14 protein-coding genes are annotated in these 12,642 nt (G+C 57.0%); all 14 read left to right on the forward strand.

Annotated elements, in window-relative coordinates; all coding sequences use genetic code 11:
• Positions 1 to 285: 285 nt before the first annotated feature.
• A complete protein-coding gene (gene mioC, locus E5E97_RS04365) occupies positions 286 to 735 on the forward strand; it encodes an FMN-binding protein MioC (protein WP_162902073.1) in 450 nt (149 codons plus the stop codon).
• A gap of 509 nt (positions 736 to 1,244) precedes the next feature.
• Entirely contained in the window at positions 1,245 to 3,134 is a 1,890-nt protein-coding gene (mnmG, locus tag E5E97_RS04370; protein WP_016352399.1) for a tRNA uridine-5-carboxymethylaminomethyl(34) synthesis enzyme MnmG, read from the forward strand.
• A 20-nt stretch (positions 3,135 to 3,154) separates the two neighbouring features.
• On the forward strand, positions 3,155 to 3,781 hold the full coding sequence (gene rsmG, locus E5E97_RS04375) for a 16S rRNA (guanine(527)-N(7))-methyltransferase RsmG (RefSeq protein ID WP_024946269.1): 627 nt from the start codon (positions 3,155 to 3,157) through the stop codon (positions 3,779 to 3,781).
• Between the two features lie 26 nt (positions 3,782 to 3,807).
• Positions 3,808 to 4,611, forward strand: a complete 804-nt coding sequence (locus E5E97_RS04380; protein ID WP_011707916.1) for a ParA family protein — start codon at positions 3,808 to 3,810, stop codon at positions 4,609 to 4,611.
• Positions 4,608 to 5,516 carry a ParB/RepB/Spo0J family partition protein gene (locus tag E5E97_RS04385; RefSeq protein WP_011707915.1) on the forward strand — a complete coding sequence of 303 codons (909 nt, stop codon included), beginning with the start codon at positions 4,608 to 4,610 and terminating at the stop codon, positions 5,514 to 5,516. The genes E5E97_RS04380 and E5E97_RS04385 overlap by 4 nt, the downstream gene beginning before the upstream one ends.
• Before the next feature lie 190 nt (positions 5,517 to 5,706).
• Positions 5,707 to 6,117 carry an ATP synthase subunit I gene (locus E5E97_RS04390; protein WP_017410469.1) on the forward strand — a complete coding sequence of 137 codons (411 nt, stop codon included), beginning with the start codon at positions 5,707 to 5,709 and terminating at the stop codon, positions 6,115 to 6,117.
• 8 nt (positions 6,118 to 6,125) lie between these two features.
• Positions 6,126 to 6,908 carry a F0F1 ATP synthase subunit A gene (gene atpB, locus E5E97_RS04395; RefSeq protein WP_011707913.1) on the forward strand — a complete coding sequence of 261 codons (783 nt, stop codon included), beginning with the start codon at positions 6,126 to 6,128 and terminating at the stop codon, positions 6,906 to 6,908.
• 58 nt (positions 6,909 to 6,966) lie between these two features.
• On the forward strand, positions 6,967 to 7,209 hold the full coding sequence (gene atpE, locus E5E97_RS04400; protein ID WP_005307205.1) for a F0F1 ATP synthase subunit C: 243 nt from the start codon (positions 6,967 to 6,969) through the stop codon (positions 7,207 to 7,209).
• 52 nt (positions 7,210 to 7,261) lie between these two features.
• The gene (gene atpF / locus E5E97_RS04405; RefSeq protein WP_011707912.1) at positions 7,262 to 7,732 is read left to right on the forward strand and encodes a F0F1 ATP synthase subunit B; all 471 of its coding nucleotides are present in this window, start codon (positions 7,262 to 7,264) and stop codon (positions 7,730 to 7,732) included.
• 13 nt (positions 7,733 to 7,745) lie between these two features.
• Positions 7,746 to 8,279 (forward strand): F0F1 ATP synthase subunit delta, encoded by a 534-nt coding sequence (gene atpH, locus E5E97_RS04410; RefSeq protein WP_011707911.1) that lies wholly within the window; start codon positions 7,746 to 7,748, stop codon positions 8,277 to 8,279.
• A gap of 15 nt (positions 8,280 to 8,294) precedes the next feature.
• A complete protein-coding gene (gene atpA / locus E5E97_RS04415; RefSeq protein ID WP_011707910.1) occupies positions 8,295 to 9,836 on the forward strand; it encodes a F0F1 ATP synthase subunit alpha in 1,542 nt (513 codons plus the stop codon).
• Between the two features lie 43 nt (positions 9,837 to 9,879).
• Positions 9,880 to 10,746: a F0F1 ATP synthase subunit gamma gene (atpG, locus tag E5E97_RS04420; protein WP_011707909.1), complete on the forward strand. Its 867-nt coding sequence runs from the start codon at positions 9,880 to 9,882 to the stop codon at positions 10,744 to 10,746.
• A gap of 33 nt (positions 10,747 to 10,779) precedes the next feature.
• Positions 10,780 to 12,168, forward strand: coding sequence for a F0F1 ATP synthase subunit beta (gene atpD, locus E5E97_RS04425; protein WP_005307215.1), 1,389 nt, complete (start codon positions 10,780 to 10,782; stop codon positions 12,166 to 12,168).
• Positions 12,169 to 12,186: 18 nt separating this feature from the next.
• Positions 12,187 to 12,615, forward strand: a complete 429-nt coding sequence (locus E5E97_RS04430; RefSeq protein ID WP_005307217.1) for a F0F1 ATP synthase subunit epsilon — start codon at positions 12,187 to 12,189, stop codon at positions 12,613 to 12,615.
• Positions 12,616 to 12,642: the final 27 nt, after the last annotated feature.

Here is a 12,642-nt window from a genome sequence, read left to right on the forward strand (position 1 = left end):
ATGCTACTACAGGAGCCATGATCGAATCGATTCAATAATTGCTAATCATTTGCATCTGCATTGTTACTTAACGTATCAAGGCGTCGATTGAGCAGCATATGAAGAGGGGGAGCAGATCTTTTTCTGCCTGTCGGCAAGAAGGCGTCAACGGAGCGTCGGGGATCCCCATTGATGGGCAAAAAGCACCGAGGATCCATTATCCCCAAGCTTTATCCATATTTATCCACACCCTTTGGCGGTAGAATCCGGCTTTCCCTCGCTTCGTCTGAAATCAGGATCCATTCCATGGCCAAACTCAATCTCGTCGTCGGTTCCATGCTGGGAGCCGCCGAATATGTCGCAGATCACGTCGCCAGCTTGCTGGAACAGGCAGGCCATCAGGCCGAGATCCACAATCCGGCCAGCCTGGCCCAGGTGCTCGCCGAGCCCGAAGCCATATTGCTGGTGGTCACCTCGACCCACGGCGCCGGCGATGTGCCGGACAACCTGCAGCCCTTCGCCAAGGATCTTGCCGAGCAGCATCCGGATCTTAAAACATTGAAATATGGCGTGATCGCGCTGGGTGACAGCAGTTATGACACCTTTTGCCAGGGCGGCAAGACGCTGGATCGACTGCTAGCCGAGTGCGGCGCCAGCCGGATTGGAGATCGTCTGGACATCGACGTGACCCAGCACGAGATCCCGGAAGATGCCGCTGAAGGCTGGATCCGGGACTGGTTGGCATTGATCGCCTGAACGGGAGCGGGAGATCCGGCAAAAAAGGCCTTGATCTCCCCGCTTATCCCCAGATCGCTATCCACCAGGTTATTAACAGATGGATCCGGATAAGTTGTTCTACGCCGTCACCCACAACGCCGCCGGAAAATGTGTATAACTATGGTGTAAAACTCTGTAAAACCTATAGTTATCCATGTATGAGATCCAGAGCGGCAAGCCTCTGTGTATAAAACCACTTGTTATCCCCCAGTTCACCGGGCCAGGATCCAAGCTTTTCCACAACCTGGGATCGTCTTTAACACGATGATCTTTATGATCAAAAAGTGCTTATCAACAGAAGTGGCGGATCCTAATAAAAGATCCAATAAAAGATCGATCTAAAGATCCTTAAGATCTATTTAGTGGATCCTCCCTCCATACTGAACGCTAAGTAGACGTTCCCCTCAGGGCGTGAAACAGATAGAATGTTCCGCCCTTCAGCCCAGGCAAATAAAGATCTTCAGGCGTGCAGATCAAGGTGATCCCCAATGCAATACCATGAACAATTTGATGTGATCGTCGTTGGCGGCGGTCATGCAGGAACCGAAGCAGCAACAGCGGCAGCCCGGATGGGGCTGAATACCCTGTTGCTGACCCACAATATCGATACGCTGGGACACATGTCCTGTAATCCGGCGATCGGCGGGATCGGCAAGGGACACCTGGTCAAGGAAGTAGATGCCCTCGGCGGGATCATGGCACGCGCCATTGATCTTGGCGGGATCCAGTTCCGCACCCTCAATTCCTCCAAAGGACCGGCAGTGCGCGCCACCCGTGCCCAGGCGGATCGCCTGCTGTACAAGGCCGTCGTACGCCAGATGCTGGAGAACTACCCCAACCTGAAGATCTTCCAGCAGGCCTGTGATGATCTGATCATGGATGGGGATCGGGTTGCCGGCGTGGTCACCCAGAGCGGGATCCGCATCAGTGGCAAGACGGTAGTACTGACCGTCGGCACCTTCCTGAACGGCCTGATCCACATCGGGATGGAGAACTACAAGGGCGGCCGCGCCGGGGATCCTCCCTCGATCGCCCTCGCCCAGCGCCTGCGTGAACTGCCGCTGCGCATCGATCGTCTCAAGACCGGCACTCCGCCGCGCATCGATGCCCGTAGCGTCGATTTATCTGTGATGCAGGCCCAATACGGTGACGATCCGCGTCCGGTTTTCTCCTTCATCGGCGACGCCAGCCAGCACCCGCGTCAGGTGCCCTGCTACGTGACCCATACCAACGAGCGCACCCACGAGGTGATCCGCAACAACCTGGATCGCAGCCCCATGTACGCCGGGGTGATCGAGGGGATTGGGCCGCGTTACTGCCCGTCGATCGAGGACAAGATCACCCGTTTTGCCGACAAGACGGCGCACCAGATCTTCGTCGAGCCGGAAGGTCTGACCACCCACGAACTCTACCCGAACGGGATCTCTACCAGCCTGCCGTTCGACGTACAGGTGCAGATCGTCCGTTCCGTGCGCGGCTTCGAGAATGCCCACATCACCCGTCCCGGCTACGCCATCGAATATGACTTCTTCGATCCGCGGGATCTCAAGGCCAACATGGAAAGCAAGTGCATTCCAAACCTGTTCTTCGCCGGCCAGATCAACGGCACCACTGGCTATGAAGAGGCGGCCGCCCAGGGTCTGCTGGCCGGTCTGAACGCCGGTCTGCGGGCGCAGGAGAAAGATGCCTGGCATCCGCGCCGGGATCAGGCTTACATCGGCGTGATGATGGACGATCTCTCCACCCTGGGGACTCGCGAGCCTTACCGCATGTTCACCAGCCGCGCCGAATATCGCCTGTTGCTGCGGGAAGACAACGCCGACCTGCGTCTGACCGGCATCGGTCGCGAACTGGGTCTGGTGGATGACGAACGCTGGGGCAAGTTCAACGCCAAGATGGAGCAGGTGGAGCAGGAGCGTCAGCGCATGCGCTCGACCTGGATCCACCCGCAGCACCCGTCGCTGGAAGCCGTCAATGCCCTGGTCAACACCCCGTTGACCCGCGAGCAGAGCCTGGAAGAGCTGCTGCGTCGCCCCGAGGTGACCTATGAGGCCCTGATGGCCATCGAGGGGGTCGGTCCGGCCCTGCCCGATACGGCCGCCGCCGATCAGGTGGAGATCCAGATCAAGTACGCCGGCTACATCGAACGCCAGCACGACGAAGTGGAGAAGCAGCTGCGCAACGAGAACACCCTGTTGCCGCTGGACATGAACTACCGCGACGTCAACGGCCTCTCCAACGAGGTGATCGCCAAGCTCAACGATGCCAAGCCGCAGACCATAGGTCAGGCGTCCCGCATCTCCGGCATCACCCCGGCGGCCATCTCCATCCTGCTGGTTCATCTGAAAAAACACGGCCTGCTGCGTAAAACCGCCTGAGGATCCTACCGTTGCAAAACATGCTGGAAAGATTGAACGGCCTGCTCATGCAGGCCGGAATTGTTATCACCGATACCCAAAAGACCCAGTTGGTTCAGCTTGTCGAGTTGCTGCACAAGTGGAACAAGGCTTACAATCTCACCTCGGTACGAGATCCGGACGCCATGCTGGTCAAGCATATCCTCGACAGCCTGGTGGTGAGCCAGCACCTGCACGGTGAGCGCTTCATCGATGTGGGCACCGGCCCGGGCCTGCCCGGCCTGCCGCTGGCGATCATCAACCCGGACAAGCAATTCGTGCTGCTGGACAGCCTGGGCAAGCGGATCAACTTCATCCGCCAGGTGATCCTGGAGCTGGGTTTGACCAACGTGACGCCGGTCAAATCCAGGGTCGAGGAGTATCAGCCCGAGGTCGGATTTGACGGCGTGCTGAGCCGGGCATTTGCCTCGCTGGAAGACATGCTGAACTGGTGTCACCATCTGCCGTCGGCCCAGGGCAGCTTCCTGGCGCTCAAGGGACAATTCCCCGAGCAGGAGCTGGCCCAGTTGCCCGCCAACATCCATCTGGTCGCCTCCCATCAACTGGTGGTACCGGAGCTGGAAGGCGAACGTCATCTGCTGGAATTCAAACATATCCAGCCCGAATAGGGTCGCAGTTTCATTTAGGGGACAGTGTGGGAAAAGTCATCGCCATAGCCAACCAGAAGGGTGGAGTGGGTAAAACCACCACCTGTGTGAACTTGGCCGCCTCCATGGCCGCTACCCGCCGCAAGGTGCTGGTGATCGATCTGGATCCGCAGGGCAATGCCACCATGGGCAGCGGTGTCGACAAGTACGACGTCGAGCGCACCGCCTATGAGCTGCTGATCGAGGACGCCCCCATCGGCGAGGTGATCATCCCCGAAACCTCCGGGGGCTATCACCTGATCGCCGCCAACGCCGACGTGACCGCAGCCGAAATCCGGCTGATGGAATTCTTCGCCCGCGAGATCCGCCTGCGCAATGCGCTGGCCTCGGTACGGGACAAATACGACTACGTCTTCATCGACTGCCCGCCTTCTCTCAACATGCTGACCGTCAACGCCATGGCCGCCGCCGACTCCGTGCTGGTGCCCATGCAGTGCGAATACTATGCGCTGGAAGGGCTCACCGCCCTGGTCGACACCATCAGCAAGCTGGCAGCCGTGGTCAACCCTGAGCTGAAGATCGAGGGGGTGCTGCGCACCATGTTCGATCACCGCAACCGGCTGGCCAATGATGTGTCCGATCAGCTTAAACAGCACTTCGGGGACAAGGTCTATCGCACCATCATTCCCCGCAACGTAAGACTGGCTGAGGCGCCGAGCTTCGGTGCGCCGGCCATGCACTATGACAAATCATCGGTGGGCGCCAAGGCCTATCTGGCTCTGGCTGGCGAGATCCTGCGCCGTCAGGAGCAGGAACGTCAGGTGACCATCGCAGACCGAGAGAGCATATGACGCCGAAAAAACGTGGGCTGGGCAAGGGGCTGGACGCTCTGCTCAGCACCAGCACGGCCGCGCGCCAGAAACAGGTGATGAGCGACCAGCGCACCGAGCAGGCCATGGCCCCGACCAACCAGGGCGAGCTGCGCAAGCTGCCAGTGGAGTGGCTGCAATCCGGCAAGTACCAGCCGCGCAAGGATATGTCGCAGGATGCGCTGGAAGACCTGGCCAACTCCATCCGTGCCCAGGGGGTGATCCAGCCCATCGTGGTGCGTCCGCTCGGCGAGCACTCCTTCGAAATCATCGCCGGTGAGCGGCGCTGGCGCGCCTCCCAGCTGGCCCGCCTAGAGGTGGTGCCCTGCCTGGTCAAGGACGTGCCTGACGAGGCGGCCGTCGCCATCGCGCTGATTGAGAACATCCAGCGCGAGGATCTCAATGCCATCGAAGAGGCGGTCGCCCTGCAGCGGCTGCTGACCGAATTCGAACTGACCCACCAGCAGGTGGCCGAGGCGGTGGGCAAGTCCCGCACCACGGTCACCAACCTGCTGCGCCTCAATCAGCTCAACGACGACGTGAAGCGCTTCGTCGAGCACGGCGACCTCGACATGGGTCATGCCCGTGCCCTGCTGGCGCTGAGCGGCCAGGCCCAGTCCGAACTGGCGAAACTGGTGGCCCAGAAGGGGCTGACAGTGCGAGATACCGAGAAGCTGGTGCAAAAAGCGCTGGAACCGGCAAAAGCCAAGGTCGAGCCCGTCCGTGATCCCCAGTTTGGTTATCTCGAGCGCCAGATTTCAGAAAAAATTGGCAATCAGGTACAACTTCAGCCGGGAAAACAGGATAGCGGTAAGTTAGTAATAAGTTACGAGAACTTGGCGGATTTGGACCGGGTATTGGGCTATTTTGGCCTGTCAGAAACGTGATTTTTACGCTTTTTGTAGTAATAAAACATCCATTCCTTTTGATATGAACATAACCTTAATTCTGTGCGGAAAGCCGCAAAAATTAAGGATTTTTGCCATGTTGCAATAGCTGTCTTCAAGGGTATAATTTGACCGGCTTTTTGGGCTGTAAACGCGGGGTCTTCGGATCCCGATTTTTTACAGTTCTGTAATGTTCAGGGGTAGGTTGGTGAAGCAGAAAATAGCCTTGGAAGGTTTAACGCTGGCCTTGGCTATGCTCGTTTGTCAGCTCGTCCTGATCCTGGCGATCAGTACCGTCTGGTTTTACCAGACCGGTGCGTTTGCCGGACGCTCCTCCCTCTTCGGGGGGGGCATGTACTGGGTTCCTCAAGCCCTGTTCACGCTCTGGGTTCTGCGCCGCAAGGTGACGAAGGAGAGTGTGGGCCTGGTTCTGCGGGACTTTTATGGTGGGGCAGGGATTAAGCTCATTACTACAACAGGACTTTTCGCCCTGATGTTTGGCGCCGGGATCGAGGTCGATACCGTCTCGTTCTTCGCCACTTATATCCTCGCCCTCGTTGTACAGTGGATAGTCTCATTCACGCTTAACAACCACTATTAGGAAAACTCATGTCTGCAACCGGAGAAGTCCTGACTCCTCAGGGATATATCTCCCACCATCTGACCCATCTGCAAGTCGGGTCTGGGTTCTGGACGGTGAATATCGATTCCATGATATTTTCCGTCTTGCTAGGCGCTCTGTTTATCTGGTCGTTCCGCCGTGTCGCCGTCAAGGCTACCAGTGGTGTGCCCGGCAAACTGCAGTGCTTTGTGGAGATGCTGGTCGAGTTTGTGAGTGGTAACGTCAAGGACATCTTTCACGGTCGTAACAAGGTCATCGCACCTTTGGGCCTGACAGTGTTCGTGTGGATCTTCCTGATGAACCTGATGGATCTGATCCCCGTTGACTTTATCCCCCACGCTGCACAGTTGATGGGTGTTCCCTATCTGCGTGTGGTTCCCTCTGCTGACGTTAACATCACCATGTCCATGGCTTTGGGCGTGTTCTTCTTGATCCTGTACTACAGCATCAAGGTCAAGGGTATCGGCGGGTTCGTGAAGGAGCTGACGCTTCAGCCTTTCAACCACCCGGCGGCCATCCCGGTTAACCTCATCCTGGAAACTGTTACGCTGATTTCCAAACCTGTTTCTCTGGGTCTTCGACTGTTCGGCAACATGTATGCTGGCGAACTGATCTTTATCCTGATTGCGGGTTTGCTACCCTGGTGGTCACAGTGGATCCTGTCCGTGCCTTGGGCAATTTTCCACATCCTGATCATCACTTTGCAGGCGTTTATCTTCATGGTGCTGACCATCGTATATCTGTCGATGGCACAAGAAGACCATGGTTGATGCAACTCAAATAATCCTTTTTATACAATCAATTACATCTAAATAAATGGAGATCCTCATGGAAAACTTGAACATGGACCTGCTGTACATCGCTGCTGCAATGATGATGGGTCTGGCGGCTATCGGCGCGTCCATCGGTATCGGTATCCTGGGTGGCAAGTTCCTGGAAGGCGCTGCTCGTCAACCTGACCTGATCCCTGTTCTGCGTACCCAGTTCTTCATCGTGATGGGTCTGGTGGATGCGATCCCGATGATCGCCGTTGGTCTGGGTCTGTACGTGATGTTTGCGGTTGCTGGCTAAGTCTCAACGACTCCCGGACATAACCCATTAACTAACTAAGAGGACATAGGCTGTGAATATCAACGCCACCCTCCTCGGCCAAGCAATTGCTTTTTTCATCTTCGTAGTGTTTTGCATGAAGTACGTATGGCCGCCGCTGATGGCAGCCATCGAAGCCCGTCAGAAAGCCATTGCTGACGGTCTCTCTTCCGCGGAGCGTGCCAAGAAAGATCTGGATTTGGCCAAGGCCAACGCCACCGATCAGCTGAAAGAAGCCAAGCTCCAGGCTGCAGAAATCATTGAACAGGCTAACAAACGTAAAGCCCAGATCATTGATGAGGCTGCTGCCGGTGCCCACTCTGAGCGGGAAAAAATCCTGGCTCAGGGCCGTGCCGAGATCGAAGCTGAACGTCATCGTGCCAAAGAAGAACTGCGTAAGCAGGTTGCTGCTCTTGCCATTGCTGGTGCAGAGAAGATCCTGGCGCGTCAAATCGACCAGGCTGCCAACAGCGACATCGTCGACAAACTGGTAGCAGAACTGTAACGGGAACGGGGCTATGTCTGAACTGACTACAATCGCTCGCCCCTACGCCAAGGCTGCTTTCGAGTTTGCCGTTGAGCACAAGGCGGTTGACCAGTGGCTGGGGATGCTCGGCTTCGCTGCACAAGTAGCGGAGAACGAGACTATCCACAACCTGGTAAACGGCTCTGTGGCTGCTGAAGAACTGGCAAGTATCTTTGTCGGTATCTGCGGTGAGCAACTCGACGAGCATGGTCAGAACCTGATCCGGGTGATGGCTGAGAATGGTCGCTTGGGTGTGCTGCCGGCGGTCGTTGCTGAATTCGTCGCGTTCAAGGCTGAACTGGATAAAGAAGTTCAGGCTGACGTGATTTCGGCGATCGAACTGACCGACCAGCAGAAAGCCAATATTCAGGCTTCTCTGGAACAACGTCTCGCGCGCAAAGTGAAGCTGAATTGCAGCATGGATGCGTCCTTGATGGCCGGGGTGCTCATCAAGGCCGGTGATCTGGTTATCGACGGTACAGTCCGCGGTAAGCTGGATCGCATGGCTGACGCGCTGCAATCTTGATTGGGGTATTAGAGCATGCAACTGAATTCCACTGAAATCGCCGAGCTGATCAAGCAGCGCATTGCGCAGTTTGATATCAAGAGCGAAGCGCGTAACGAAGGTACCATCGTCTCTGTGAGCGACGGTATCATTCGTATTCACGGCCTGGCCGATGCCATGCAAGGTGAGATGATCGAGCTGCCGGGCAACCGCTACGCTCTGGCATTGAACCTGGAGCGTGACTCCGTCGGTGCGGTGATCATGGGTTCCTATGACGGTCTGTCAGAAGGAATGAAAGTAAAAGGGACTGGCCGCATTCTGGAAGTGCCGGTCGGTCGTGGTCTGTTGGGCCGGGTGTTGAACACCCTGGGTCAGCCGATCGACGGTAAAGGTCCAATCGACAACGACGGCTTCTCGCCGATCGAAGTGATTGCACCGGGCGTTATCGAGCGTAAGTCTGTTGACCAGCCGGTCCAGACCGGTCTGAAAGCCATCGATGCCATGATCCCTATCGGTCGTGGCCAGCGTGAGCTGATCATCGGTGACCGTCAGGTTGGTAAGACCGCCATCGCGATCGACACCATCATCAACCAGAAAGATTCCGGCATTAAGTGTGTTTACGTTGCGATCGGCCAGAAGGCCTCCACCATCGCCAACGTGGTGCGCAAGCTGGAAGAGCACGGCGCCCTGGCCAACACCATCGTGGTGGTTGCCTCTGCTTCCGAAGCTGCCGCTCTGCAGTACCTGGCTCCGTATGCCGGCTGCTCCATGGGCGAGTACTTCCGTGACCGCGGTGAAGACGCGCTGATCATCTATGATGACCTGTCCAAGCAGGCCGTAGCTTATCGCCAGATCTCCCTGCTGCTGCGCCGTCCGCCAGGACGTGAAGCTTACCCGGGTGACGTTTTCTATCTGCACTCCCGTCTGCTGGAGCGTGCTGCTCGCGTCAACGCCGAGTACGTAGAGAAGTTCACCAATGGTGCCGTGAAAGGCCAGACCGGTTCCCTGACCGCGCTGCCGATCATCGAAACCCAGGCGGGTGACGTATCTGCATTCGTACCGACCAACGTGATCTCCATCACCGATGGTCAGATCTTCCTGACCTCACAGCTGTTCAACTCCGGTATTCGTCCGGCGGTTGACCCGGGTATCTCGGTATCCCGTGTGGGCGGTGCTGCTCAGACCAAGATCGTCAAGAAGCTGTCCGGTGGTATCCGTACCGCGCTGGCCCAGTATCGCGAACTGGCGGCATTCGCCCAGTTCTCCTCCGATCTGGACGACGCAACCCGCAAGCAGCTGGACCACGGTCAGAAAGTGACCGAGCTGATGAAGCAGAAACAGTACTCTCCGCTGAGCGTGGCTCACCAGTCTCTGGTGCTGTTCGCCGCGGAAAAAGGCTATCTCTCCGATGTCGAGCTGAACAAGATCGTCGACTTCGAAGCCGCTCTGCTCTCTTACGCCAATACCCAGCATGCTGAGCTGATGGCTGAAATCAATGCCAAGGCCGACTACAACGACGCGATCGTTGGCAAGCTGACTGCGTTGCTGGATGACTTCAAGGCAACCCAGACCTGGTAAGCGTGTGTGGCAGCGCGAGCTGCCACCTGATGGAGAGTAAGAGATGGCCGGCGCAAAAGAGATACGTAACAAGATCGGGAGTGTGAAAAACACTCAGAAGATCACCGGCGCTATGGAAATGGTGGCAGCAAGCAAGATGCGCCGTGCGCAAGATCGCATGTCTGCCAGCCGTCCGTACGCTGAAACCATGCGCAAGGTGATCGGCCATATCGCTCAGGGGAACTTGGAATACAAGCACCCCTACCTCATCGAACGTGAGGTCAAGCGAGTGGGTTACATCGTCGTCTCCACCGACCGTGGCCTGTGTGGCGGTTTGAACATCAACCTGTTCAAGGCTGCCCTCAATGATATGAAGCAATGGAGCGCGAAAGGAGCCAAGGTTGACCTGGCTCTGATCGGCAACAAGGCCTCCAACTTCTTTGAACGGCACGGCGCCAAGGTGAAAGCTCATGTCGCAGGACTGGGCGATAACCCGAGCGTCAATGACCTGATTGGTTCAGTCAAGGTCATGCTGAAGGCTTACGACAACGGTGAGATTGACAGGCTGTACCTGGTGTACAACAAGTTCGTCAACACCATGGTTCAGCAACCACGAGTCGATCAACTGCTGCCTTTGCCCGTAACTGAAGACAGCAAGCTCGCCAAGAAACACCACTGGGATTACCTCTATGAGCCGGATCCCAAGCAACTGCTGGATACCCTGCTGATTCGCTACGTCGAATCCCAGGTCTACCAGGGGGTAGTGGAAAACTTGGCAAGTGAACAGGCAGCCCGAATGGTTGCCATGCAAGCCGCGACTGACAACGCCGGTAACCTGATTAACGATCTGCAACTGGTATACAACAAGGCCCGTCAGGCCAGTATTACCCAGGAACTGACAGAGATCGTATCCGGTGCTGCTGCGGTGTAAGGCAAGGGTTATCAAAGGTTTAGAGGATTTGACATGAGTAACGGTTTCATCGTCCAAATCATCGGCGCTGTGGTGGACATCGAGTTCCCGCAAGATGCCGTGCCCCAGGTGTACGATGCACTGAAGGTTGTCAGCGAAGGTCAAGGCCAGGGTCTGGTGCTGGAAGTTCAGCAACAGATCGGTGGCGGCGTCGTTCGTTGCATCACCATGGGCTCCTCCGACGGTCTGCGTCGTGGGTTGGAAGTAGTGAATAGCGGTAAATCCATCCAGGTGCCGGTCGGTGTATCGACTCTGGGTCGGATCATGAACGTACTGGGCGATCCGATCGACGAAAAAGGTCCGATCGGTGAAGAAGAGCGTTGGTCCATCCACCGCGCGGCTCCCAGCTACGAAGATCAGTCCAACAGCAACGACCTGCTGGAGACCGGCATCAAGGTTATCGACCTGGTATGCCCGTTCGCCAAGGGTGGTAAGGTTGGTCTGTTCGGTGGTGCCGGTGTAGGCAAGACCGTCAACATGATGGAGCTGATCCGTAACATCGCGATCGAACACAGCGGTTACTCCGTGTTCGCCGGTGTAGGTGAGCGTACCCGTGAGGGTAACGACTTCTACCACGAGATGATGGAGTCCAACGTACTGGACAAAGTATCTCTGGTTTACGGTCAGATGAACGAGCCGCCCGGAAACCGTCTGCGCGTGGCGCTGACCGGTCTGACCATGGCCGAGAAGTTCCGTGACGAAGGTCGTGACGTGCTGTTCTTCGTGGACAACATCTACCGTTACACGCTCGCGGGCACCGAGGTATCCGCACTGCTGGGCCGTATGCCTTCCGCAGTAGGTTACCAGCCGACCCTGGCCGAGGAGATGGGTGTTCTGCAAGAACGTATCACCTCCACCAAGACCGGTTCCATCACCTCCGTACAGGCCGTTTACGTGCCAGCGGATGACTTGACCGACCCGTCTCCGGCGACCACCTTCGCCCACCTGGATGCGACCGTCGTACTGTCCCGTCAGATCGCGGCACTGGGTATCTACCCGGCCGTTGACCCGCTGGACTCCACCTCCCGTCAGCTGGATCCGCTGGTGGTTGGCAAGGAGCACTACGAGACTGCTCGTGGCGTTCAGACCGTGCTGCAGCGCTACAAAGAGCTGAAGGACATCATCGCCATCCTGGGTATGGATGAACTGTCAGAAGAAGACAAACTGACCGTAGCCCGTGCCCGTAAGATCGAGCGTTTCCTGTCCCAGCCGTTCTTCGTGGCAGAAGTGTTTACCGGTTCTCCGGGCAAATACGTGCCGCTGAAAGAGACCATCCGTGGTTTCCAGGGCATCCTGAAAGGCGAGTACGACGATCTGCCGGAGCAGGCGTTTTACATGGTTGGCAGCATCGACGAAGTTGTCGAGAAAGCCAAGAAACTGTAAGCCTCGATAGGAGGGCCCATGGCAGAGATGATCTCCTTTCACCTGGACGTGGTGAGCGCTGAAGGAAAACTGTTTTCCGGTCGCGTGCAGTCCGCTCAGGTATCAGGCTCCGAAGGTGAGCTGGGTCTCCGCCACGGTCATGCTCCGTTGCTGACTGCCATCAAGCCGGGCCTGGTCCGCTTGGTGAAGCAGAATGGAACTGAAGAGGTGCTGTACATCTCCGGCGGCATGCTGGAAGTACAACCCGAAGCCGTGACCGTGCTGGCGGACACCGCGATTCGTGCCGACGATTTGGATGAGGCGAAAGCCCAGGAAGCCAAACGCGCGGCGGAAGAGCGGATCCACAGCTCCCATGGTGATATCGACTACGCCCAGGCCGCCACCGAGCTGGCCAAGGCGATGGCTCAATTGCGGGTCATCGATATCGTCAAAAAGAATTACCGTTAATAACGGTGAGGTAAAAAGCGACCTGCG

The organism is Aeromonas sp. 2692-1, from assembly GCF_013085505.1.
Classification (GTDB): Bacteria; Pseudomonadota; Gammaproteobacteria; order Enterobacterales; family Aeromonadaceae; genus Aeromonas; species Aeromonas hydrophila.